Raw genomic sequence first — 24,698 nt, forward strand, 5'->3', positions numbered from 1 at the left:
CGGCGCACGCTTCGAAAAGGGCCACCTCATCGAACAAGAAGAGACCCTCGCAGCATGAACCACACCAACTGATCCACAAGTCTTGACTATTGCTCGCCCGCCACTGCCGGCTGGTACTACGGCATCGATACCATTGAACAGGTTTCCCGCGCCGTGCACCACGACCTGTACCCGGACAAGTCACCCGCCAGCGGCTACCAGCCGCCACGACCCGCCCCCGAGGCAGCCAGCCAGTGACCTCTGGCTGACGCCTGACGCGGCCTCTTTCCCATGGCCAGCGATCCCATGCGCGCGCCCGCCCGTCCCGCTGCCGGCCAGCGACGAGGGCAAGACCGGTACCTGCCCCGGTCCGGATGCCGGCAAGCCGGCGCACAGGTCACCGTGCAGCGGACTCGCACTACCAGCACAAACGAGTGATCAAGCAGCCAGGCACATAGGGCAGAGTCCCCTGCCGAGCAGCTGCGGACGCTTGCCGGGCAAGAGAAGCGCCAGGCGTAGGACGCGGCCGGACAGGCGCACGCTGGCTCAGGAGCGCGGGGAGCATTCCGGACCCGGGGACGCCAACGCCGGAGGCGGGAGACCGCGATGCAGGGGTGATAGGAGCGAGCGGTGACGCTGTGGCGGCAGGTCTTGGCGGCGCTGACCAGCGGGACCCTGGACGGTGCGGAACGCGAGCGCCTCGTGGCCCGCGGCGCCGCCCAGCTCGCCGCCCGCCGGGCTCCTGAGGGCCAGTGGCCCACCTCCGGCAGGGTGATGTCACCGCTTTCAGGAAATTTGCGCTCCTCATCGACGCCGACCAGGCCAGTGCCGCCGCACGAAGACCGGCTCCGTGGGTAACCCGGGCGGCCCAAACGCCGTTGAACCCTGCGTGACCACGACAATCCGGCTCACCGCTGTCACCGGCGGCCAGCGCAGCGAAAGCGAAACGGTTCCCCGCCCCGGGCTGGAGCCGATCTTCACCGCTCTCGCCCAGCAGTGGGAGACAAGCGGCCGTCTCGTCCCCGGCAGGCCCGACGAGGAGTGGACGATCCTCGCCCGCCGCTGCCCCTGGCCAGCTCGCTGATCCCCCAAGTGTGGGCCCGGCCCCCGCTGCCCCCCGCACCGCACCGCGGCGATGACGCTCCCGCCGCAGCCCGCCCCCGTGATGTCCGGCACCGGCAACGCGGGTGTGTTCCTCGGCCTGGACATCGGCGACAGTGCCCCCACCACGGGCACGGACTGACCCCAGCCGGGAACCAGCAGCGACCCGAAACTGCGGCCCGTCTTCAACAAGCTCAGGGCCAGGTTCGGGGAGCATCACGAAAGCGGTGTTCACCACCCGGTTGCATGCTCGGACAGGCTGCGGCGCTCGTCCTTGCGTCCGGTGTGGCGCCGGATGCGGTGCTCGACCGCAGCGCGATCTGGACAGCTTCCTCACGGAACTCCGGCGAGTATTTCTTCGGTGGCGCCACTTCCCCCTCGTTTCTGGTTCAGGGTGATCCTATTGGGCCCCTGTCCGGAAACTTCGAGGCACCTCATACTTCACCGACGGCGTCTTCTTCGCCCGCCCCGGCAGCCCCTGGCAACACGGCACCAACGAAAACATGAACGGACTCGTTCGCCAGTACCTGCCCAGGCGCACGAACCTCTCCCTCCACAGCCCTGACGACCTCCGGAGGATCGACCGACCCCGCAGGACCCTCGGCTGGCAGACCCCCGCACAGGCATTCACCGCCGCCCTGACACCATGAACCCTGCACCGTTGCGACGATCGCGCGAATCGCCTTAGAACCCAAGGACCCACAGGGGGTCAATTTTCAGAGACCGTTGACAGAAGGCCGGTAAAGAGCTGAGCCCTTTACCCATTCCTGCCAGGGCATGTTCCAGTCGCTCAGTCCGTTGGCGGGCTGGATCGTCTCGCTGGTGGAGTTCTTGACGATGACGATGTCGCCGACGAGTGAGTTGTTGTAGAACCATGCAGCGGGCGTGCGGGGGTCTTTTGCGGACTGGGTGTCGCTCAGGCCGATACATCCATGGCTGACGTTGGTGCTGCCGAAGACCTTCTCGCCGCTCCAGTAGTTGCCGTGCAGAAAGGTGCCTGAGCTGCTCAGACGCATGGCATGGGGCACATCGGGAATGTCGTATTCGGGCTTGCCGTCCTTGCTGGTGAAGCCGACGGTCGCTCCGCTCATACGCTTTCTGGCATGTTTCTCCGAGATGACCATCTGCCCGTTGTAGGTGGGCGTGGAGGAGGCTCCGGCGGAGACGGGGAGCGTCTTGAGGGTCTTGCCGTCACGGCTGACGGTCATCGTCTTGCTGGCCACATCTACGGTGGAAATCTGGGAACGCCCGATGTGGAAGGTGAAGGATTTGTCCTGGACGCCGGTGATGCCCCGAGCGCCATGGACGCCCTTCAGTCTGAGCGTGACGGTGACGTCCGAGCCGGATTTCCAGTAGTGCCGGGGCCTGAAGTCCAGCCGGGTGGCGCTGTACCAGTGGCCCACGACGTCCTGTCCGCTGGTGGTGTGCACGCTGATGGCAGACTGGACGTTTTCCTTGCTGGTAATGGGCTTGTCGAAGGTGATGGATACGGGCATGCCCGCACCGACGGTCGATCCGGCACCGGGTGTGACATAGCCGATAAAGCTGTCGCTGGAGCCAAGGGTGGTGAAGGACGACCGCTTTGTTGCGGTCCGGCCGTGGTCGTCCTCGGCTGTTGCTGTGATGAGGTGACGTGTTCCGGGCAAGGCAGAGGTGGTGGGGCGCCAGCTCGACCCGTCTGGCGAGATCACTCCGGGTATGCGCCTTCCGCCGGCCGTCCGCATCGTCACGGCGGTGAGCTTGCCTCCGGTCACTGTGACCTGGGCCGGCTCGTTTATACCCACCGCTTGTGTGCCATTGCCCGGTGTGATGTGGATTTCTGCGCCGGCGGCAGGCGCCGTCGGACTGACTGCCGCATTGTTGCCGTCTCCCATGCCTGCCGTGGTGCCGCCGTCAGCGGCATGAACCGCTGTGGGCAGCGTCAGTACAGCAGTGGCTGCTGCCGCTGCGAGCAGGGCCGAGCGCAAACCGTGACTCATGGGTGGGCAGCCTCCTGGGTCGAATGCGGGGGAGCGGCCATCTGCCGCCGGCGCAGGGTGCTTCCATCCTGGGACAGGGGACTGCAGAAAGCGGTCGGAGGAACGGGTGCCCCTGCGGCAACAGGCTTTCCCCCGATCGGCCGCTGCCACTGGTGGTGAGCCGGACCGGGCGGGTGGTCTCTATGCGCCGCTGCCCTGTTATTCCGGGCCGGGAAGGCGTGGCAGCCGCCTCGCCCGCCGGCCAGCCGCCGGGGAGCTTGCCCGGGCCGGCTGACTGGATGGACCGGTACAGGGCGGCAGCCGTACGCGGGCGAGGGGTGCCTGCGGCGCAAGGGGCGGATCAGCGAGAGGCCGGAGACATCCGTCGATCTGGTGGCGCTCGATGTCACCGGCGCCAGCCGCTCCGGCACCCTGAATGCCGACTGCCTTCCCGTAGGGACCTCGCCGGGCGAGTGGGCATGCCCTCCAGCCCGCCCGGCGATGGCCGGAGCCGGTCGCGCTCCGCGAGACATGATGGCCGCCCCAGAAAACAGTGGACAGGTCCGGATGGGCTCTCAACTGGAGGCATGCCGATCCTGCGGTTGTTGCTGCTTCCGGCCGGTCCGTGTGGTGCACGATGCCGCGGTCACTCCTCACGGTCCTTCACTGAGGGGCCCGCCCCGGGTTCAGCGCCTCCGCCACGAGGCCAGATGTCTCATCGCGGCGGCGGTGACAACGAACACCACGGCGAGCACGAAACACGCTCCGGCCACCCGCAGGTAGCCACCCACGCCGTGGCGGGGATCGAGGAATTCGTAGGGATAGCATCCGCCGGCAGCGCCTGTGAGCAGCGCAATGGCCAGATACACGACGGGAAACGACATCCAGCCGGCCACCGCCCTGGCGCCGGCCACCGCCCTGGCACCGCTCCGCCATTCGGCCAGCAGTCCAAGGGCCGTCATCAGGTAGGTGATGGCCGCCGCCCACCACGACAACGCCACCCCTGAGGCCGGCAGGTGCAGCACACCGCAGAGAAAGGCCGTGACGACCGCAGACAGCGTCACCGCGCCCGGCACGCGTGCCGGGCGCTTGCGGGCCCGTCTCAGTCCTCCCGCCACCAGGACCACCAGGCCGGCCAGGGCACTGAGCACGGTGAAGGAGAAGACCGGGCGCAAGAAGACCGGGGCGCAGGAAGGAGCGGGGAAGCCGGCTGACAGCAGCAGGGCGGCTCCCGCCAGCCCTACCGCGCACTCGGCGATGCCCGCAGTCGGCAGCAATGAAGGGCGCATGTGAGCTTCCCGTCCCAGAAATGAGGAATCAGCGGCTTTCAGAATCGGCCATGCGCGGCTGCGTCCGCTTCAGCACGGCTGCCGTGTCGCCGCCGGCCACGCCCGCCGCGCGGGCTCCGCGCCCGTCCAGTCCGGGACGACACACGCAAGGCCTCCCATGCCGTGCAGTAAGGGTGGCATCACCGGGGCCAAGGGGCGGGTACCAGGATGTTGGCGATCGTGGCCTTGTAGAGCCCGGCCGGAACACGGCGGCCTGTGGTGCCCTGGCCGGTTGCTGCGCCGCCGAACACCGCCCGCGGCCCGGATGACCAGGCCGCGGGCGGTGTTCAGGAGGCGGGCGGGAGCACGGGCGCGGAGAACCAGGCCGCCGGAAATGCCGGCTTGATCTCAAGACAGGTGGTCCCGGCTTCCCATCGCACGTGGCATGACCTGATCACTCTGCCGTGGAGTGCCTGGCGGGAACCGGTCAGGGCCCCGTGACCAGCAGGCAGGCGCCGGTGTGCCCCCTGGACCGTGCTGAGGGAGAGCTCGCAGCAGATCACCCGGACGGGAAGGGCTCCGGTCCTGGACCGCCCTCACACATGCCTGCCCGGCTGCAGATGCTGGTTGCCGCAGCCGTGACAGGAGCTGCCAGCAGGGCATAACCGTACGATTCGGTAATCAACCGGCATACGTATTCGTGGGGTGTCCTCCCTCCACAGGCACGATCGGGGGAGTGCCAGGCTGGGACAGGTGCGGCACCATCGCCGAAGTCACGCGTGGCGGACACGGCGGTGAGCGAACGGTCCCCGTTTCCCGGCTCGCCAGCCCCTTCGTCGTCCGCTCGTGTTACGGAGCGATAAACGAGGAGGCGGCATGTCTGTTGTGCACCAGGCGGTGCCGTTGATCGGCGCGGCCGTCATTGCCGGGGTGGGCACCGGCGCCATCACCATCAGCCTCACGCTGGGGCGGTGCCGGCGTGCCCAGCGGCGGCGGATGCGGAACCCCCCGGAGAAGGGGGGCGGCAACGCCTGTCGGCGGCCAGAAGCCGGCCCCCTGCCAGGCCCCCCCGAAGCGTCCTGACCGCTATATCATGGCGGCGTCCGGCAGGCGCGGGCATCGACACCGCGGCAGACGTCCTGAGGTATCTGTCCTGACCACCCCCTGGCAGCCGGCTCGCCCGAGCGGCCCGGGTGCCCCGTCCCCGGCGGAGCCAGTGAGCTTTCTGAGTCAGCCTCTTTGCCATCACAAGGGGGGCCGGCAGGTGCGCATTGCCGGCTGGTGGATCCGGGGCCGCAGCAGGTGCCGCCGCGCCAGCAGGCCCACCTGGCCACCGGCCGAGAAGAGGCCGTCAGCGGGTGCGCCGTCGTCTGCCGGCTCGAGGGGGCGCCAGAGGAATGGCATCGCCGGCGGGTGCTGCGGCACTCCCGGACCACCGCCGAGCCCTCCGGCTGCGCCGATACACCGGCGGGCGGCCAGAGACAACCTCTCCCGGTACAGCCGACGGATCCCCGGCCCAGTCCTCCACGCGGCTCACCCTCCGCTTCCTCCTTCCAGCACCTGCCGGGATGCAGATGATCACGGGACTAGCCACTGGCCTTATTGCTGACCGTGGCCCTCAAGTCCAACCGCTGCACACACCGTGCAGGTGGAACGAGGCTTACTCATAGGCGGAAGCGGGACCGGCCCTCCCAAGGGCTGAATGGCCGCTCCTCCGCTGGTCCAGCAGGCGGTTGTATAGCAGGTAACAGCAGTCAGGGGCTTCGCACCCCGCCCGCCTTTGGAGGACAATATGTTCCACAAGCTCTCACGCCGCTCTGCCCTTCTTGCGTGCGGTGTCGCTGCGGGAGCAGCCGTACTCGGCACAGCTGCTACCGCCTCGGCTGTCCCCGGGGGCGGCGAGCCCAGCACGTCCACGGCCACGACCACCTTCGTCCCAGCCTCCTCGGCAGCGGCTGCTTACCCTTCCCCGACCACAAAGTCGGGGGCCGCGGAAAAGCTGACCGTTGGCAGTGAGCTTCCCGTGCTTTGCTACCGGCAGGGGGACACCGTAGGATCGTCCGCCATCTGGTACAAGCTGGGGAACCCTGACGGTGCGTACACCGCCGCCTCCTGGGGAATCCTGCGCGGTGCCACTCCTCCTGCCTGCTGACCGTCAATGAACCTTTTTCCTCCCGGCCCGTAGAGGTGTGAGCTGCAGCTCAGGCGGGCAGCGGTGAAGAACAAAGCCGCCGTCGCAGGTGCGTGATTCACGTGTCACACCGACGACGGGGGCTTCGTGGTCCCGTATTCCCGCCATCCCGGGGTCCCACCCCCTGGGCACCGCATCGCGGAGCGCCAGGTGCTGTGGCCGTAACGGCCTCCTGAGCGCCGGCGCTGCCTGGTGTGCGAGGCAGCCTTGTCCGCCGATCGGCCCGTCGGGGGCCGTCGCGAGAAACGGCCGGCCGGCGGGAGCAGCATGCGGCAGGAAACGGGAAGGTCCGCTGTACGGTCCGTGGGTGAGCGCGGGTGCAGGGAATTAGGCGAAAAGCCGCTTATAGCGTATTCGAAAACCACAACCTTTACTGGGCGGCTCAGTCATGGACTCGTTGTATGGATTTGGAGATATAGATGAACAAGACCAATAGGCTTAATCTGGTTGGCGCTGCGGTGGGCGCAGCTCTCATGGGAGTGACGTTTATGGGCGCCCCGGCCTCTGCTGAACCACAGCAGGGATGCAGCGTCACCGCTTCTGGAGGCGAGTGCCGCTGGGATGCTAAGACCAGATCGACTGAAACTCGCGGGCAATTCGAAGTTCCGGCTGGAGTGACGTCAGTCGACTTTGAGGTGCTTGGCGCCACGACCGGCTGCGGTTACGTTGGCGAACCGCCTGCTGTGAAGTGCGCGCGCGTCGGGGACAGCGTTAAAGGCTCGATAGAGGTCAAGCCTGGCGACCGCTTCGATGTGGTAGCACGTACGGGTGTTCCATTCAATGACGGCAGCTCTGACCTGACCGCCTCTGGGGCGGCTCAGCCTTTGGTGCACGCAGCCGGAGGAGACTCGAGATCTTCCAGCTACGGTCCTGACGGCGCAGTCGTGGAGAAGCGTGACCCCTATCCGGGGCTCGGCGCGGTGATCATCCGCTGGTAGCGTTTACCTGCCGGTCGCTTTGCCCACTTATGCGCCAGGCCGCCATCGAGGCACCGAAAGCCACTCTGCTGCTGTATCTCCTCCAGGTTCAGGGTTCTCCTGCAGCCGGTCGTACGCAGGTACCCCGGGACGGGCTGGGCACCTTCGCTTCCGGTCTGCTGCCGAAGGCGCCCGGCGGACCGGTGCCCTGGACGTCAGCGCCCTCTCCCTGACGGGAGAGGGCCTGACGTCCATGTAGAGCGTCGTCCATGTCGCTGAAGTCTATGGAATGAGAGCCTCGAAGGAACCCGCGACAGTTCTCCTTCCGCAGGGCGGCCAGCTCCTCACGCTCGGCGGTGGTGAGCACGTCGCCTCGCTCTCCGCGTCGGCCCCGGCCCGGCGAACCCAGTTGCGCAGGGCCTCCGGGTGCACGCCGAGCTCCTCGCCCATGCGGCGGATCACCGGCTTCGGTTTCGGCGGCCCGGTACATCCTACCGCACGCTCACGCAAATCCAGCGGGTACTTCCCGGCGCAGGCTTCGTCTGGATTCCTCTCATGAAACCCACCCACCTGACCGTCTGTCATTTCTTCCCGCATCTCGGGGGAACCTGACCACCGGTGAAAGGCTCAGGGCGATGCGGCCGGCCTGGCCGCCGGCGCGCATGCCCGCTTCCCAGCCCACTATGCGAGGTCACCCCTGTGGGCGGCCAGCACCACGGAGGCAGTGTGGCTGCTCCCGCCGCGGGTGTAGGTGATCTCGACCCGCTGGCCGGGCTTGTGTGACCAGATTTCGCTCATCAGCTCCGGCCGGTCGCCGACAGTGCTCGGGCCGAATTTCGTGATCACATCACCGGGGCGCAGCCCACCCCTGGCTGCTGGTCCGCCAGGGGTCACCGGGGGCTCGCCGTCCATACTGGTGGGCATGATCTGGACGCCGTCGCCCGGATAGGCAGGATTGGTCAGGACGCCCAGCTGTGCGTACACCGGCTGGCCGTGTTTGATCAGGCTCTGTGCCACCCAGGCGGCCTGGTTGATAGGAATGGCAAAGCCCAGCCCGATGCTGCCGGGCTGGCCGCCCTGCCCCGGCCCGCCTGTGGCTGAACGGATGGCGGAGTTGATGCCGATGACTGCCCCGCGGGAGTCGAGCAGCGGTCCCCCGGAATTGCCTGGGTTGATCGATGCATCGGTCTGCAGCGCGCTCATGTAAGACGGTGCGGCACCGCTGCCTGCGGCCACTGGCCTGTCTTTGGCGCTGATGATGCCGGCGGTGATGGTGCCTTCCAGGTCGAAGGGCGCGCCGGCGGCGACAACGGGATCCCCCACGGCGACCCGGTCGGAATCGCCCAGGGGGAGCGGTGCAAGTCCCCGGGGCACGCGCTTCAGCTTGATCACCGCAACGTCGTACCCCTTGGCCACCCCCACGACCGAGGCCGCGCTGGTGGTGCCGTCATGGAGCTTGACGGTGAGCTTCCCCCCGTCTGCCGCCGGGGCGACGACGTGAGCGTTGGTCAGGATGTGTCCGTGGGCGTCGAAGACGAAACCAGTACCGATGCTTTTCTCTCCGGCCCCCTGCGTCGTGATCGTCACCGTACCCCGCAAGGCATGGGCAGCCACCTCTCCCACGCCCTGCAGAGGCTTCCCTTCTGCCGCTCGCACGATCGGTGCGGGCCCGGCCGCCTGGTTGCCGGAGGGTGCCACCGCCGAGACGAGACCGCCTCCTGCTGCGCCCGCAGCGATGGCGGCCGCCGCGGTCAGCGCGACCAGTGCTGCCCTGCGGCGCCGGCGGACGGGGACGGCCGGAATGCCGCCGTCTGCGGGTGCCTGCGGATGCGGGGGCAGCAGGTCGGGCTGCCCCCACGTCTGCCAGGGGCCGGCCGCGTGATCCGGGGACTGGCCGGCGGCGCGGGAGGCGGGCGGCCACCCCTCCGGCTCCCGGGGCGCACCGGCCTGGCCGGAGCTGTTTCCTGCCGGGGGCCTGCCGTGGTCGTCGTGGGGGTTCATGCGGTGGCTCCTTTCACGCCGGCGCCTGGCAGGGTGTCCACCTGCCTGGCATTTCACACCAAACAGGATGTATGCGGCCGACGGGGGAGCGGCATCGCGCGGTGGGACGGCACGGGGCATGACGCAGGTGTCCCCCACGCGGCGGATAAAAGGAAGCGCGGGCATGGCCACGCCGATTCCGGCCGCGTGTGAGGCGCCGGAAGGCCGGCCCGCTGTCCGGTGGCGTCCCGCTGTGTGGTGCAGGGGATTTCCGCGGTTGAGTGCGCGGGTTCTGCTCCCTGCGCACCGTCTGCCGATGAGCCCTGCTCAACTGGCAGGCCACCGTGCAACTGTCCCTGGTAAACAGGCAGTCAACCTCGGGAGGTGCACGGTGTCCCAGTCTGACCTGCTCCGCCTGCTTGATCGCAACGTTCGGCCGATGGTCTTGAACTCGTCCGTGAGGGCGCCGAACGTCTGCTGCAGGAACTCATCGAGGCCGAGGCCACCGCGAAGATCGGCGCCGAGTGGGGAGAACACACCGACAGCCGCACGACCTGGCGCAACGAAACAGCGGGAGAAGACCGTGACCACCCAGGCCGGCGACCTCGAGCTCGCGATCCCGAAACTGCGGGCCGGGAGCTTCTTCCCCAGCCTCCCCGAGCGGCGCCGCCGCACCGGCCAGGCCTTTTATGCCGTGGTCATGGAGGCATACGTCCACGGCGTCCCGACCCGCTCGGCCGGCGACCTGGTCAAGGCCCCCGGCCCGGCACCGGGATACCGAAGAGCGAGGTCTCCCGGATCTGCGCGGACCTGGACGAAGCACTGGAAGCCTTCCGCACGCGCCGCTGGACCACGTCCGCTTCCCCTGCCTGTTCCTCGACGCCACCTATGTCAAGGCCCGCGTCGGCCACCCCATCGTCCCCAGGCCACCGTGACCGCCACCGCAGACACCCAGGACGGCGGCCGGGAAGTCGCCGGCGTCATGGTCGGCGACTGCGAGACCGGAGCCTTGTGGGCCCAGTTCCTGCGTCACCTGCGCGAACGCGGCCTGACCGGCGTCCGCCTGGTCCTTTCCCAACAGCCGCAGCGGCCTGGTCAAAGCCATCCGCAAGGTCATGCTCGGCGCCGCCTGACAGCGCTGCCGGGTCTACTTCGTCCCAAACGCCTTCGCCGCCATCCCGAAAGGCTCGGCGGAGATGGTGACCGCCGACGATCCGCACGGTCTTCGCCCAGCCCACCGCGGACGAGGTCCGCACCCAGCTCGACACCGTCGCCGACATGCTCGGCCGGCAGTTCCCCAGGGTCAGAGAAATGCTGCCGGAAGCCAAGGACGGCCTGACCGCGTTCGCTGGCTTTCCTCACCAGCACCGGAAGAAGATCCAGTCCACGAACCCGCTGGAACGGCTGAACCGGGAGATCAAGCGCCGCACCGAAGTCGTCCAGGTCTTCCCGGACCCGCCCGCCGTCCCCCGCCTCGCCACCGCGGTCCTCGCCGGCTCCACGGCGAAAGGATCGCCTTCCCCAGCCGCTACCTCTCCAACGAGAGCACGGACGTCCTCTATCCCGACGACCCCCTCGTCCTGCCCGGCGGCACGTCAGACGACTGATCCCCTGCACCACTCCGCGGGACGCCATCGAACAGGATGGCGTCCCGCGGAGTGGTGTAACGGATCTTGGCTGGGAAGCGCGCCGTTTCCGTGCTCTCGCGGGCACCGACTGGTGAACTGCCAGTTCGCTCCACTGGGGTGCCTGGTGGCCTTGCCCCAGCATGACCTGTTTCGCCTGCCTGAGGACGCAAAACCCCCCTCAAAGCTCCCCTGTAGTACTGGGTGGCCGGCTTCACCCACGTCAAGGCCCGAAAGGAAAGCGAACGCGTCCAGGAGGGAGATATGGCGGTCGACGGTTCCCAGTGCCGCACCTCGCCCTGAAGACCCTTACACGTCATCAGGTGCTGTGCCGACACGCGGTATGCACCGTTCCAGGAAACACGCCCCTGATGCCGCCCGGCTGCTATCACGGTAGTCCTGCGGCGCACCGCTTCACGGTGAGCTGCGCATCCTGAGGAGAGTCCATGCCACCACAAGCGGCGGGTGGCCCCACCGTCCCGCCTGTTACGCGACCGGACCCCGTCGACCGCTTCTTCAGGATCAGGGAGCGGCAGTCTGCTTACGCCACGGAAATCCGTGGAGGTGTTGCCACCTTTTTCACGATGGCTTACATCCTTGTTCTCAACCCGATCATCCTCGGCGGAGCACAGGATAAATTCGGTGATCAGCTTTCTCCTGCGCAGCTGGTCACCGTCACCGCCCTCGTTGCTGCCGTCATGACCGTAGTCATGGGGATTGTGGGGAATCTTCCGCTCGCTCTTGCTGCCGGCCTCGGCATCAACGCCGTCGTCGCTTTCCAGCTCGCGCCGCTGATGAGCTGGCGGGATGCGATGGGTCTCGTCGTCCTGGAAGGGCTGCTGATCTGCCTGCTTGTCGTCACAGGTCTTCGCCAGGCCGTTATGAATGCCATCCCCCAGGGGCTCAAACAGGCCATCAGTGTCGGCATCGGTCTTTTCATTGCGTTCATCGGCTTCATCGACGCCGGATTCGCCACACGCATCCCGGGAGAGACGGGGATGGTGCCTGTCCAGCTCGGTGCCCGCGGTCAGCTGGCGGGATGGCCTGTACTGGTGTTCTGCTTCGGGCTGCTGCTCACCGCCGCGCTCCTCGTACGCAGAACGCGGGGCGCGATTCTCATTTCGATCGTGGCCACTACTGTCCTTGCAATCGTCATCAATGAAGTCGCGGATATCACCCCTGCTGCGTGGGGCCTGATCGTTCCCGCGGTGCCAGAAGACGTTTTTGCCCCACCAGACTTCAGCCTCGTCGGGCAGTTCAGCCTTTTCGGGGCATGGGAACAAGCCGGCGCCCTGACCGTTGTGCTGCTGGTTTTCACCCTGATCCTCACCGATTTCTTCGACACCATGGGAACCGTCGTCGGCATCACCAGCGAAGCGGGGCTGCTCGGGAAGAACGGCGAGGTCCCGCGCCTCGGGCGCGTCCTGTTGGTCGACGCCGCCGCGGCCGCCGCCGGCGGGGCAGCATCCGCCTCTTCCAACACGTGCTACATCGAATCGGCCGCCGGAGTGGGAGAGGGAGCCCGCACCGGGTTCACTTCCCTGGTCACGGGCGCCCTGTTCGGCGTGGCGATGTTCCTGGCGCCCCTGGCCACCGTTGTGCCGGCCCAGGCGGCTGCCCCGGCTCTGGTCATCGTCGGTTTCCTGCTCATGTCTCAGGTGCGCCACATCGACTGGCGGTCGTACGAGATCGCGGTCCCGGCGTTCCTCACTATCGCCGTCATGCCGTTCACCTACTCCATCACCAACGGTATCGGAGCGGGCTTCATCAGCTACGTGGTACTGAAGGCGGTGCTCGGAAAGGCCCGCGAGATCCACAGTCTCCTGCTGGGCGCAGCAGTCTTGTTCTTCATCTACTTCGCCATCGACCCGCTCAAGCAGGTCCTGGGCATTGCCTGACCCCCGGGACAGGTGCCAGCGGCCAGCGGAGGCGGAGGCCACCGGGACAGGGATCCGGCGGGCGCCGCCCCGAGAGCTGCCCGCTGGCCGGGGCTGCCTTCCCTGACAGGCTGCCCGGCCGGGATGGGAAGCGCAGTGACCGGTCCCCGGCACTCAGGCCGTGCCGGCAGGCCGTACCTGGCGGTACCGGGGCGGTACCGGGGCGGGAACTGTGTGCAGGGGTGAGGAGACCGCAGGCGCTGCCCCGGGCTGCTGAGCTCTCGCCTGCCTTGCCCCTGCCGCACCCGGGGCAAGGCGGCGGCACTCTGGGTTATCCCCGGGCAGCCACGTCCGGCCCGGCAGGCGGCGGGCCTGCGCGGCGAAGGGACCCGCCGTCCCACCGGTGACGCATGGCCGTTACGCGGGGCACTCCTTCCACACCAGCCGGTAGATCGTCTTGATGTCACCGTCGGTGGAGTCCATCGCGATGAAGCTGGTCGTCTTCTCCGGGTCGGAGGTGCCCGCGCTGACCCGTAGTTCTGTGTTGATGTTGAAGTTGCGCTTCACCCCGCACGGTGCCCACACCAGCTGGCCCCACTCGGTGGAATCGGTGGCCTGCCAGTTATTGTCGTAGGGGCCTCTGAAGGGGTGGCTCCTGGCCGTGGTGTCGGGTGATCCCTGGAAATAGTACGAAGCCCTCTGCACTGCGTGGGCGCCCGCCTCGAGGTGGGCGTACCCGCGGTAGTCCGTGCTCGCGACGGCGTAGGTCAAGCCCTGCGGAACGTGCACGATCAGGTTCAGCTGGCAGTTCTTGCGGAAGTCGGTCGCTTGGGCGCCCACTCCCACCTGGGCGAGGTAGTCGCTGTAGGTGACTGTGAAGGCGGTGTTGTCGGGCGCTACGGCGACCGCAGCCGTGCCCTGGGGACAGCCAGAACCGTTGACGGTCGCGATCTCGATCACGATCTTGTCGGGCGGTGTGACGATGCCACCGGAGGAGGCGGCGGCAGCGCCGGAGGGAAGAGCCATCGAGGCCAGTAATGCACCGGCCGCGCTGGCTATGGCGATCGCTCTGAATCTGGCGGACATCGGTCTCCGATCGGTTGCCCGTGGTTGAAGCAGGGGGTTCAGCCGTGTTGGTGAGACAGGAGATCCGGTACGGCATGCCGCACCGGCAATGCCGGGGAGCCGGAGTGCTACGGAATGGTAGGGGGCGGCTTCCACAGCCGGGTAGGGCGTTAACCGGCCGTACGCAGGCACCCGGCACCACCCCTGATGGGCAGGGGCCGCGGGAAGCCGCACGCCTCACCGGCTCCCGCAGGCGCTGCCGGGCCGGCCGCCCCTTTCCCGCACCCCGGGCTCTGCACCGCCTCTGGTCACGCGTTTCTCACCCCTGCCCTGCCGCGGCGCGGCGCATGGCCGCCCTCTTCTGCTGGCAGTCACCGCGCCGCCAACGCGGCCGCGGCAATGGCTCAATCGCATGGGCAGGAGGGAGCAGGAGGGAAACTCCCAACCGGCACCTCCAGGCCGGCGGGCGGCCCCGGGCGGCCGGATGCCCTCGGCAAACAACCCGGCAGCCTCCAACCGCACTGACGGCCCTTCGCCGTCAACCCGCCCCCCATCCGCATATCGCACGGCCAACGGTCTACCGCCACCACCGGTCTGCCATCAGCCAAACGCCAAGAGTCGTCACCTCATAACGCTGAAGTCACTAACGCCGCCGCGGAGAGCTTCTGGGCCGTACTCAAGGAAGAGACCGGCACCCGCACCTGGCCCGGCCGGGCCAGGTGCGGGTGCCGGTCTCTTCGCCTTCATCCAGACGTTCTGCCACCGGCGCCGCCTGCGCAAGCACAAGATCTTCGGCTACCACACCCCAGCCCATACCAGGCAACGCCACCAGCACACCCTCGCGGCATAGAGATCACGTGTCCAAGATCGCGGGGAAACTTCACTGCCGGACGTGCGCCATGAGGGGGACATTGCGGTGCTCCGGCTGGACCGGCGCTGGCGAGCGCCAGATGCTGAATCCGGCGGGGGTGCCGCGCCGGGGCTGATCACGCCCGTCGCCGCACCACCCTCCCGCCCGGGTGCAGACAGGGCGTGGGGATCCCGCACAGGCGGTGGCGCTGCGGGCAGGGTGTGGTGGACGGTGAAGGCACGGTATCGGAGGCTGGCATGGGCGAGGACCGGGCTCGCGTGCTGGTCGCTGACGACGACGCGGTCAACCGGGCGTTGCTGCTGAGTCTGGTGGAAAGGGAAGGCCATACGGTGGTGTATGCCGCCGATGGCCAGGAGGCATGCGACGTGCTTGCCGCGCAGCCTGTGGATGTGGTGCTGCTGGACATCGAGATGCCGCGGATGGACGGTTTCGGTGTGCTGGAACGGATGCGCGCCGATCCAGCGCTGCGCGACGTGCCGGTAATCATGGTGTCGGCCCTTGAGGACCTGGCCAGTGTCGTGCACGCCATTGAGCTGGGTGCTGATGACTATCTGCCCAAGCCGGTGAACCGGGCGTTGCTGCGGGCCCGGCTCAACGCCAGCCTGCTGCGCAAAAGGCTGCACGACGTGGAACGCGAGCGGATCCACGCTCTTTTTTCGCGGTTTGTTCCACAGCCGGTCGTCGACCGGGTACTGGCTAACCTTAACGACGACTTGCGCCTGGGCGGTGAGCAGCGTATCGCCACGGTGATGTTCACCGACCTGCGAGGCTTCACCGCATGGTCCGAGGCCCACTCACCAGTGCGTGTCATCGACGTGCTCAACCGGTATCTGACGACGATGAGTGATGTGATCCTGGATTTCGGCGGGACGCTGGTGTCCTATGCCGGTGACGGGATCATGGCACTCTTCGGCGCACCGCTCGACCTCGACGATCACGCGGACGCCGCGGTGGACGCCGCGCGGGAGATGGTGACCCGGGCGCTGCCCGCCTTCAACCGGTGGCTGCGCGACCAGCGAGCAGGTGAGGGATTCAGGATGGGCGTGGGGATTAACAGCGGTCCTGTCATGTCCGGCAATGTCGGCTCCGCCCGCCGCCTGGAGTACACGGCGGTGGGGGATACGGTTAATACCGCTGCCCGGGTTGAACAACTGACCAAGATCACCGGGCACATGGCCATGCTGACCGAGGCCAGCCGGGCGTCACTCCGGCATACGCACGGGGACCTGATCCCTGCCGGTGCCTTCGCTGTCCGGGGCAAGGCCAGACCGGTGACAGCCTGGGCACTGCGCACAACGGGCACCTGACCAGGCGAGGCGGCGCTCCGCAGGCCCGGTTCACGGTTCGCGGGTGTGCAGAAGCCGGTGCAACGCCAGCTCCGCCTCGATCCTCACGTTGGGGTCAGAATCCTCCAGCAGCCCCTCGATGGCATGCCGGACGGTGCTGTGGCCGCCCTGACCGTACTGCAGGCGGCCCAATGCCCACACCGCCAGGCTGCGCACGAATCCGGCGGCATCGTTGGTGGCGGCCAGGAGGGCCTCTATCGCCTCACGCGGGTCGGGAAAGGTCACCTTCGCCAGGGAAGCTGCCGCCCACACCCGCACGAAAGTGACCGGATCGTTCAGCGCGGCGGCCTTCAGCGCGGGCGCCACACGGCTCACGCCGCATTCCCCCAGGGCGTAGGCGCCCAGGCGGCGCTTCAGTGGGTCACCGCTAGAAAGCAAAGCCAGCCACTGCTCCAGGGGGATGTCCAGATACGGTGGGGGCCCGGAGCCGGCAGACTGGGTGGGAACAGAAGAGCCGGGGATGGTCATACCGTTCCTCCTCCCAGGGCCCGGTCGAGAGTGAAGGCGGCGCTGATGAGACTGAGATGAGTCAGCGCCTGGGGGTAATTGCCCACGCTCTCACCGGACGCGGAGGTCTCCTCGGCGAACAGGCCGAGGTGGTTTGCGTAGGTGAGCATTTTCTCAAACAGGGCACGCCCCTCATCCACCTGGCCGGCCATAGCCATGGCTTCGGTCAGCCAGAAGGTACAGATGTTGAAGGTGCCTTCCTTGCCCGAGAGACCATCCCCGGCCCCTTTACCGATCTCATAGCGGTAGACCAGGCTGTCGGAGACGAGGTCTTCCTTGATACGTTCAAGCGTGCCGAGCATTCTGGGGTCCCTGGGGGAAATAAAGTCCACCATGGGCAGCATGAGCATGCTGGCATCCAGGGCCTGGGTTCCGAAGTGCTGTACGAACGCTTTGCGTTCGGAGTCGTACCCCTGCTCCATGACCGTCTCAAAGATGTGGTCCCGCACATACCTCAGCCGGGGAGTGTCCAGGGGGAGGCTGCGGCGAGCGGCCAGCCGCAGCCCGCGGTCCAGCGCCACCCAGCACTGCACTTTGGAGTACACGAAGTGCTGCTGCTCCCCACGGACTTCCCAGATGCCTTCGTCGCGGCGCTCCCAGTTGCGTGCCACCCATTCGATCATACGGCGCAGATGGTGCCACAGATCATACGAAATGTGGCACGCTTCCGCGTCGTAGATGTCGATCGCGGTCATCAGCTCGCCGTAGATGTCCAGCTGCAGCTGTTTGGCGGCGTCATTGCCGATTCTTACTGGCCGTGAGTGGCGGTGCCCCTCGAGGTGGTCCAGGGAGATCTCTTCGAGTTCGTGGCCCCCGTCGATGCGGTACATCAGCTGCAGGGGGGAGTCGTCGGCCGACTCTTTGGCCCGTTCTTCGAGCCACTCCATGAACCGGGCCGCCTCCTGAGTGAACCCTAGCCGCATGAACGACAGCAATGTAAAGGCAGCGTCCCGGATCCAGGTGAATCTGTAGTCCCAGTTCCGTTCGCCGCCGATCTCTTCCGGAAGGCTGGTGGTGGGGGCAGCAACCAGGGCCCCGGTCGGCTCGTAGGTGAGGAGTTTCAGCACCAGAGCAGAGCGGCGCACCATTTCCCGCCAGCGCCCGGTATAGGTGCACTGGCTGAGCCATGTCTGCCAGTAATCGACGGTCTTGCGCAGCAGGTCCTCGCCGACGAGCCTGGCTTCGAGGAGCTCGGCGGGCTGTTTGCGCTCGACCTGGCGCAGCAGGAAGGTTGTGGACTCCCCCTCCTGGAGGGTGAATTCCGCCGCGACCCCATTACCCAGGGGAGCGAGCGGGAAACGGCTGGTGAGGGAGAAGGAGACATCATCGTCGGATTGGAAGACTGCCCCCCGCCCCTCCAGGCGCACCTGGTGCCCGGCCCGGGCGAAATCGAAGGCGGGCACGCAGTCCAGGCGGAAGCGCACGCTGCCCCGGACCGCTTTGGCGATGCGCACGATGTGGTGCGTCTTCGGTCCTTCGGCCGGTTGCTGGACCGGCATGAAGTCCACAACCTCACCGACGCTTCCCGCGCTGAGAAACCGGGTCACGAGCACACTGGTGTCCGGCAAGTACATCTGTTGCTGGCGTGCGTGATTGGGCACGGTGATGCGGAAATATCCTCCCTTTTTATCATCGAGAATGCGCGCGAATATGCTGGGGGAATCGAAGCGGGGGAGGCAGCACCAGTCTATGGACCCGTCCGTCCCCACCAGTGCCACGGTGTACATATCCCCGATTATCCCGTAGTTGTCTATCGGCTTGTAACCCATAGGTTCCCTCCGGAACCTCGTAGACATCCCCACCCATTATCATCCCGGGCGGGCCTGGCCGCGCGACAGACGGGGCGCCGGCCGCGCGGGGTGACGAGCCGGTCACGCTCCCTCACCAGAGGCCTCGCGCACAGCTATGGACACACCAGAGCGGAAGCCGTGGGAGCGGCGGAGTGGACCGCACGCAGTCGGCTCCAGGGCGCCCGCACAAGGGGCGGCCTCGGGGGACGAACTGGAAGATCCGCCGCATTCGCCGGCTGGCCAGGCCGGCAGCGGCGGGGTGGGAGGATCTGGTGCGGCGGCGGTCGACGCCGCAGGCGCTGGCTGTGCCGGCGCCGGATCATTCTGGCGCGTGCGGCCGGTGCCGCAAACCGTGAGCCGCGCGGCAGGAGCACACGGCCGGCAGGTGGCGGGCGTTACGTGCGGGACCGTGGCGGGCCTGGGGGATCTGCCGCGGCAGGGTGGTGCGCGGCCGGTGAGCGATGAGCAGGCCGCCGCAGTGATTGCCCAGGACGCTGGAGCCGGCCCTCGGCACCGCAAGCCCGTCGCCTGCAAGACGGCACTCGCCACACCATTAACTACACTCGCCCCGGTTGGATAACCCGTGACCAGCACTGAGGTGGGAAAGGCCGGGCAGCAGGTCCCCGACCGAGGCCTGCCAGCCGATACCACCAGTACGGTCCCGTGCTTGGCGCTTGGCCCAAAGCTGCCGGACAGGTTCGTCAGCCCGGAACAGCCCGGGGAGCGTCCGCAGGGCGCGCAGCCCCGACCGGCTCACGTGAATTCACCCGGTGCTGAGGGGTTGTCCGCAGCTGCAACTCCGGGCGGGGGGCAGCGGCTGAGGGCCTGGGCCAGGTCCTCAAGGCGGATAGGTTTGGCGATGTAGTCGTTCATTCCGGCACTGAGGCACCGTTCTCTGTCGCCTTGCATTGCGTTGGCGGTCATGGCAATGATGTGCGGACGCGTTGGTTCCGGCCAGCGCGCCACGATCTGCCTGGTAGCTTCGAGACCGTCCAGCTCAGGCATCTGTACGTCCATGAGAATAATGTCGTAGGGGCGGTTTTCTAGCGCGGCTATGGCTTGGCGGCCGTCGTTAGCCGTGTCGGCCTGGTAACCGAGCTTTGCCAGAAGCATCAGCCCCAGTTTCTGATTCACCCGGTTGTCCTCGGCGAGCAAGATCCGCAGCGGGGGCAGGGAATCCTGCGGCTCGGCAGGACGGCCAGGATCAGCGGGGGCTTGCAGCGGCTGGGCGGCCAGCAGTCCACTGAGGACCTTCAGCAGCTGCGCAGGCTTGAGAGGCTTGTTGAGATAAGCATCGAATAGTCTGTCGGCACCATTCGGCCGTTGCTGCAGGGAAGAGAACAGTACGAGCGGGATACCCTTACATGAAGGCAGGCGGCGGATTTCTCCGGCGAGAGCAACGCCGCTCATTTCCGGCATCGCTGCGTCCACAATCACCGCGTCAAATGGCTCCCCCCGGTTAAGCAGGTTCAAGGCCTCCAGCGGGAAAGCGGTCTCTTTGGTGATCAGTCCCCACCGGCGCAGCTGCATCGTCAGTATCAGCCGGTTGGTGTTGTTATCGTCCACGATCAGCACGCTCTTGCCCTGCAACCCCGCCTTGTCCTCGTCCTCGGTAGAGCTCGTAGAAATCGGCCCTTGGGCGGCTTTGCATGGCATGACGACGTGGAACGTGCTGCCTCGGCCCGCCACACCTTCGCTGTCGACCCAGATACGGCCGCCCATCACGTCGACGAGTCGTTTGCTGATGGCGAGGCCCAGTCCAGTGCCACCGTACTTGCGGGTGGTCGAGGCATCCACCTGAGAGAACGACCGGAACAGCCGGTCCATCCGGTCAGGAGGGATGCCCACCCCAGTATCGCGGACCGAGAAGTGCAACTGCCCTGGCCCCAGCCCGGATCTCTCCCCCGCCGGGCGAACCGTGAGAACGACCTCACCATGGTCGGTGAACTTCAGTGCGTTGGACAGCAGGTTGAGAAGGACCTGCCGGACCCGTGTGACATCCCCGACGATCACCCGCGGGACGTCTTCGTCGATCACGGAGGCCAGATCAATATCCTTTTCCGACGCGCGCGCACACAGAACTTCCAGTGTGCTCTCCACGCAGTGGTGCAGATCGAAAGGATGATGTTCCAGCTCCAGCTTCCCCGACTCGATCTTCGAGAAGTCAAGAATGTCATTGATAATTGCCAGCAATGCTTCTCCGCTGTTCCAGATCGCCTCGGCCATCTCCCGTTGTTCACCGGACAAATCTGTCCCCAGCAAGAGCTGGCTCATTCCGATTACCCCATTCATAGGGGTGCGGATCTCGTGGCTCATTGTCGCCAGGAACTGACTTTTAGCCTCGTTGGCTGCTACCGCTTCTCCGCGAGCCTTCTGCACTTCTGCAGTCCGCTCCGCCACTTCCCTCTCAAGAGTCCTGTTGTAATCAGCAAGCAGCGCCTCAGCCCTCTTGCGTTCGGTTACATCCCGAACGATCCCGTAGTAGACCGACTCACCGCTTGCCGCCGGTTTCGCCACGGTGCTCGTAGTGATGCAGTCCAGCACCTCTCCACTCTTTGTCCGCAACCGCACCTCGAAATTCGTTACCGATCCGCACCGCTCGACTTCACTGCGGAACCGCTCACGCTCATCCGGATTAGCATAAAGTTCACCGAGATCAAGGCCAGTGATCTCTTCTTTGGTGTAGCCCAGGAGATCTGAAGTCGCCTGATTAGCATCCAGCATCTGGCCGGAAGGCGTGCTGATAAAGATAGCGTCCCGGGAACTCTCAAACAACGTACGGTATTTCCACTCGTTTTCACCCAGCGCCTCGTAATAAATGGCGTTATTTAGCGCGGCCGTCGCCTGCGCGGCCATATTAGCGGCCCCTACCAGCGCATCATCATCGCTGTCCAGATCCGTCTGATAACTGGTGGCGGAGTCAATAAGCGGGTTCCCTAGCACCAGTAGTCCCGAAGGAGCCTCCGGTTCCCCCCCCAATGGCAGCAGAACCAATTGGGTCATTCCCAGCTGTTGACCCAGCGCTGCCTCAGCCAGCATTTCACGATGGCCCGGCCGTATGCTCTCCTGGCCTTTTGCCCGCTTTAGGACGCCGGCCGCATCCTCTGGATCCAGCCGGAGCTTCGCTACGCGTTGTTGTTCCTGCTCCTCGTAGTAACCATCCATGGCCCTCACATACAGCGTGTCGGCAGCGCGCCACAGCACTACACACCGCGCAAAGTCAAGCTCATACAGGGAGAAGCGGACAACTGACTTCAGGACGTCATCCACCTCCATGGTGGTGTGAAATTGTTTACCTAGCTCATAAAGCTGCCGGTACAAGTGCATCTGGCGATCCATGCGCTCCTGGAAGGACCGCAGCTGAAACTCCGTCTTGACAAGCCTTTTCACCTGATCGACCAGATGATCATTTGTTTTCTGCAGACGCAGCAGCTCCTGCTGCGCCGTTTCCAGGTCAAGGCGCAGCTGCGCATCCGGAGTTTGGGAAGACACCACGCCCATCGCCTCCATGCCAGACCAGACCTCAATAAAGTGCCCCGACGACAGACGTGAACTGGTTGAAGAGGTTTTCATCCTCGACGGGTCCCAGCTCACCAAAGACATAAAGCCCGAACCAGGGAGCCAGCGGAAAATGCTGCTGCAACCGCTCAAGCAGCTGCAGCTTATGTTCCTCGCTCATGAAATTCTTGCCTCTCCCGGCACATTCGAACTGGAAAAATAGCTCCGGGGTTCCGCCGCCGAGACGGTCTTTCAATTCGCTGACCATTTGGTCGACGCCAGCAACGACGCGGTCATAGTCACGTCGCATGATCCGCACACGAGTGCCGTCAGGAGTGCTGTAGGGAACCGTCGACGTCAGCTTGACCCAGCCCTCCCGCTCATCCCGGGCAACCGGAACGCGCACCACATACTGGTCGTCAATGCCGGTTGCGGCGGGAGGGGCAAACCCGAACGGCAGACTGGCTACTACGCCGGCCCATTCCTCCATTTCGCGGGGGCTGAGGTACTCCCTGAACACCTCCAATGCCGGCTTGCCGTCGATTTCACAAACAGTGCTGCCCTCTGCACGCGTGACGGTGTGGTCCACCCCTGTTGGGACGCATCCGTGATTGACCGTCCATGCCATGCCCACATCGCCCCGCAGCACTGCCCATGCGGTCCCGCCGGAGACCACTTGATCATCACAGTACTGATAGGCGGCCTGGAACTGGCTGCTGTCCCCGGCAGTCCCCCCGACGATGGGAAGGCGGCGACCGGACCCGAGAGCCCTTTCGACACCGGACATGAGACAGTCCACGTCGGTGCTGAGACCGTCGGGAAAAAGGAACAGCAAGCGGGCATCCCCCAGGGCTTGCGCCGCTTCACCGATGGCTTCCCCCGCACTGGACGACTCGGCCTCGGTGCCGGCCAGGCCGTGACAGAAGGAGAACCGGTCCGAAGTGACAGCCAGAACGGACACGGAAAAGTTTGACTCATCCGCTACATTCCGCGTGATGACGCCCTCTACCGAGCATCCGCACAACGGGGCTCTGCCCGTCGCCTCCCTCACAGCCTCCACGACCGCCGCCTGGTCATAACCAGCTGTGGCGCCAAGAAAAACGAAGTCTGGCTGCCCCGCTGTGGTCAGCGCCTGGGCTGCCGCCTCACGCCCCGCAACATGAGGATTGCGGTTATGGCTAATCCCTATACCTGCTGCTGTCCCCATCCCCGTCGTTCCTTCCAGGAGGGTGGCGCCGACCCGGGCCTGGCCGGCCAGACGCCCTTCTCCAGACGGCCCTCAGGTTCTCGCCTGCTGTGATCTGCCGGGGGCCGCATCACCACGAGGCGCCTGCGTCTACGGTACTCCCCGCCCATGCTGCCCTCCATGGCTGGACCGGCAATAAGATCCCCCTCTCTGCCCTTGCCGGCACCACTTACGCCGCAGTCGGCACGGCATGATCGTTCTCGCGCCAGCACCGGCCCGGACATAAGCAGGCTCGCTCGCTTTCTTAAGCTCCGGAACATGTCCGAAAAGGGGCCCCCACCCAGTGAAATCTCCGGCACGGCCACTGAACGCCGGCCAGCCCAATGATCATCCAGCCGTGGAGACGAAATCCAGTGAAAGCGCCTTCGGCTGAAGCGCCGCAGCTCGAGGACGGTCCCCGGATCGGTGACTTCTCTGAACACCGCAACCTCTTCCCAAGCAACACCTTGACGGCCCGGCCTGCTGAGCCTTTCAGCTGGGCCCCCGATCGGGAGACACCTTACGAAGGTCTGCGCAGGTCAAGAGGTGCTGCGCGTGGCCCGGCGCTCAAGCTGAAAAGGGTTTTTAAGGCTTGCAGGTCATCAGCATAACGTCTTGGTTTTGCTGCCGGGGCCGTAGCTTGGGCCTGGACGTTTTGCGAGGGCGGCGGGTAGAGAGATGGCCGGCGGGACGCTGATGCCATGCGCGCCGAGCAGTCTCCTGATCTTGAGCAGGGTCCGGTGCATGGCAGTGCGGCTGCTGCCGGAAAAGGACAGCGAGGGGTTCCGCGGCCAGGCTGACGCGCCGAAAAGCCAGAGCTTCGCGGACCTGCTGCTCCAAGAGGATTAGGCTGAAGCCCTCCTCCCGCAGCAGACCACGGCGGTGTCGGCATTGACGCGGTGCCCGGCCCGGGTCTGCTCCTGCGCAAGCGTGCGGGTCGACTTCACCGTCCGCTGCAGCGGCGACATCGGATCCCCGCCCGTCCGGCTCGGCCAAGGCCAGCAGCGCGGGCCGCAGCCCCGCATCGAGGTCCGCAGCCCGTTCCGTCACCGGGCCACGCCCGTGCCACAACGCCAATTGCGGGGCGCTCGTGGTCGAGCGGACATCCAAGTCCCACAGATGCGGGTCGTCCTCCAGCGAGCACACCGCCACAGCCGGCCCCGTATGCCCTGTCACCAAGGATGGCAGACCGCTTCGCGTGCGGCTCCGCCCAACCGCGCCGCACCCGTCCCAGCGGGGCCTCGCCGGCCTCCAGCTCGAACACACCCTTGCGCACTGGCGTCTCGCTCACCGCCCGGGCGACGGCCCGGATGCCACAGTGTCCCAGCAGCCGGGCCTCCGCTCCCATCAGCAAGCGTCGCTGTCGCTCGTCGGATGCGGGAACAACACCTCTCTGCAAGCCCTTACGACCTTGGGGGAAATACGGGGCGGCCCGGCCCGTGACATGAGAAGGGCCGTGCGGGTTGGGTGAGTTGTGATGCTTACCTGGGCCCGCACGGC

12 protein-coding genes and 3 pseudogenes are annotated in these 24,698 nt (G+C 66.4%); 5 read left to right on the top strand and 10 right to left on the bottom strand.

The annotated features are described in order from the left end of the window. The first annotated feature begins 868 nt into the window (after nucleotides 1–868). Nucleotides 869–1,063, top strand: coding sequence for a hypothetical protein (locus tag AC07DW_RS29445; RefSeq protein ID WP_478860724.1), 195 nt, complete (start codon nucleotides 869–871; stop codon nucleotides 1,061–1,063). Nucleotides 1,064–1,532: 469 nt separating this feature from the next. Continuing rightward, nucleotides 1,533–1,730 (top strand): annotated as a pseudogene (locus AC07DW_RS29450) (transposase); the annotation flags it as partial. 66 nt (nucleotides 1,731–1,796) lie between these two features. Here AC07DW_RS29450 and AC07DW_RS29455 read toward each other — a convergent pair. The 4 genes from AC07DW_RS29455 to AC07DW_RS29470 all read right to left on the bottom strand — a co-directional run bounded on the left by AC07DW_RS29455 (nucleotide 1,797) and on the right by AC07DW_RS29470 (nucleotide 9,415). Next, nucleotides 1,797–3,059: a L,D-transpeptidase gene (locus tag AC07DW_RS29455; RefSeq protein WP_478860725.1), complete on the bottom strand. Its 1,263-nt coding sequence runs from the start codon at nucleotides 3,057–3,059 to the stop codon at nucleotides 1,797–1,799. A 665-nt stretch (nucleotides 3,060–3,724) separates the two neighbouring features. Then, the gene (locus tag AC07DW_RS29460; RefSeq protein ID WP_478860726.1) at nucleotides 3,725–4,327 is read right to left on the bottom strand and encodes a Pr6Pr family membrane protein; all 603 of its coding nucleotides are present in this window, start codon (nucleotides 4,325–4,327) and stop codon (nucleotides 3,725–3,727) included. A gap of 3,369 nt (nucleotides 4,328–7,696) precedes the next feature. Beyond that, entirely contained in the window at nucleotides 7,697–8,011 is a 315-nt protein-coding gene (locus AC07DW_RS29465) for a transposase (RefSeq protein ID WP_478860727.1), read from the bottom strand. A gap of 84 nt (nucleotides 8,012–8,095) precedes the next feature. Continuing rightward, entirely contained in the window at nucleotides 8,096–9,415 is a 1,320-nt protein-coding gene (locus tag AC07DW_RS29470) for a S1C family serine protease (RefSeq protein ID WP_478860728.1), read from the bottom strand. Between the two features lie 370 nt (nucleotides 9,416–9,785). Here AC07DW_RS29470 and AC07DW_RS29475 point away from each other — a divergent pair. Then, nucleotides 9,786–11,001 (top strand): annotated as a pseudogene (locus tag AC07DW_RS29475) (IS256 family transposase). A gap of 464 nt (nucleotides 11,002–11,465) precedes the next feature. Beyond that, a complete protein-coding gene (locus tag AC07DW_RS29480) occupies nucleotides 11,466–12,917 on the top strand; it encodes an NCS2 family permease (protein ID WP_478860729.1) in 1,452 nt (483 codons plus the stop codon). Between the two features lie 396 nt (nucleotides 12,918–13,313). Here the strand turns inward: AC07DW_RS29480 and AC07DW_RS29485 are convergent, their stop codons facing one another. Continuing rightward, entirely contained in the window at nucleotides 13,314–13,922 is a 609-nt protein-coding gene (locus tag AC07DW_RS29485; protein ID WP_478860730.1) for a DUF4360 domain-containing protein, read from the bottom strand. 1,146 nt (nucleotides 13,923–15,068) lie between these two features. Between AC07DW_RS29485 and AC07DW_RS29490 the strand changes: the two genes are divergently transcribed. After that, nucleotides 15,069–16,139 carry an adenylate/guanylate cyclase domain-containing protein gene (locus AC07DW_RS29490; RefSeq protein ID WP_478860731.1) on the top strand — a complete coding sequence of 357 codons (1,071 nt, stop codon included), beginning with the start codon at nucleotides 15,069–15,071 and terminating at the stop codon, nucleotides 16,137–16,139. A gap of 30 nt (nucleotides 16,140–16,169) precedes the next feature. Here the strand turns inward: AC07DW_RS29490 and AC07DW_RS29495 are convergent, their stop codons facing one another. The 5 genes and pseudogenes from AC07DW_RS29495 to AC07DW_RS29515 form a co-directional block, all read right to left on the bottom strand. Continuing rightward, nucleotides 16,170–16,646, bottom strand: a complete 477-nt coding sequence (locus tag AC07DW_RS29495; RefSeq protein ID WP_478860732.1) for a HEAT repeat domain-containing protein — start codon at nucleotides 16,644–16,646, stop codon at nucleotides 16,170–16,172. Further along, nucleotides 16,643–18,481 (bottom strand): glycoside hydrolase family 15 protein, encoded by a 1,839-nt coding sequence (locus tag AC07DW_RS29500; protein WP_478860733.1) that lies wholly within the window; start codon nucleotides 18,479–18,481, stop codon nucleotides 16,643–16,645. Before AC07DW_RS29500 ends, AC07DW_RS29495 begins: the two co-directional genes overlap by 4 nt. Nucleotides 18,482–19,228: 747 nt before the next feature. Continuing rightward, nucleotides 19,229–21,985 carry a PAS domain-containing hybrid sensor histidine kinase/response regulator gene (locus AC07DW_RS29505; protein WP_478860734.1) on the bottom strand — a complete coding sequence of 919 codons (2,757 nt, stop codon included), beginning with the start codon at nucleotides 21,983–21,985 and terminating at the stop codon, nucleotides 19,229–19,231. Nucleotides 21,986–21,998: 13 nt separating this feature from the next. After that, nucleotides 21,999–23,180, bottom strand: a complete 1,182-nt coding sequence (locus tag AC07DW_RS29510) for an FIST signal transduction protein (protein WP_478860735.1) — start codon at nucleotides 23,178–23,180, stop codon at nucleotides 21,999–22,001. Nucleotides 23,181–24,044: 864 nt separating this feature from the next. After that, nucleotides 24,045–24,597: pseudogene (locus AC07DW_RS29515) on the bottom strand (ISAzo13-like element transposase-related protein); the annotation flags it as partial. Between the last annotated feature and the right edge of the window lie 101 nt (nucleotides 24,598–24,698).

Source organism: Streptomyces sp. NPDC045701 (assembly GCF_056432045.1).

Excerpts from the sequence above, each read along its gene's own strand:
- AC07DW_RS29455 (WP_478860725.1), bottom strand. The coding sequence starts at position 3,059 with ATGAGTCACGGTTTGCGCTCGGCCCTGCTCGCAGCGGCAGCAGCCACT.
- AC07DW_RS29465 (WP_478860727.1), bottom strand. The coding sequence starts at position 8,011 with ATGCGGGAAGAAATGACAGACGGTCAGGTGGGTGGGTTTCATGAGAGG.
- AC07DW_RS29480 (WP_478860729.1), top strand. The coding sequence starts at position 11,466 with ATGCCACCACAAGCGGCGGGTGGCCCCACCGTCCCGCCTGTTACGCGA.
- AC07DW_RS29505 (WP_478860734.1), bottom strand. The coding sequence starts at position 21,985 with ATGGAGGCGATGGGCGTGGTGTCTTCCCAAACTCCGGATGCGCAGCTG.
- AC07DW_RS29495 (WP_478860732.1), bottom strand. The coding sequence starts at position 16,646 with ATGACCATCCCCGGCTCTTCTGTTCCCACCCAGTCTGCCGGCTCCGGG.
- AC07DW_RS29470 (WP_478860728.1), bottom strand. The coding sequence starts at position 9,415 with ATGAACCCCCACGACGACCACGGCAGGCCCCCGGCAGGAAACAGCTCC.
- AC07DW_RS29510 (WP_478860735.1), bottom strand. The coding sequence starts at position 23,180 with ATGGGGACAGCAGCAGGTATAGGGATTAGCCATAACCGCAATCCTCAT.
- AC07DW_RS29500 (WP_478860733.1), bottom strand. The coding sequence starts at position 18,481 with ATGTCTACGAGGTTCCGGAGGGAACCTATGGGTTACAAGCCGATAGAC.
- AC07DW_RS29460 (WP_478860726.1), bottom strand. The coding sequence starts at position 4,327 with ATGCGCCCTTCATTGCTGCCGACTGCGGGCATCGCCGAGTGCGCGGTA.
- AC07DW_RS29490 (WP_478860731.1), top strand. The coding sequence starts at position 15,069 with ATGGGCGAGGACCGGGCTCGCGTGCTGGTCGCTGACGACGACGCGGTC.
- AC07DW_RS29485 (WP_478860730.1), bottom strand. The coding sequence starts at position 13,922 with ATGGCTCTTCCCTCCGGCGCTGCCGCCGCCTCCTCCGGTGGCATCGTC.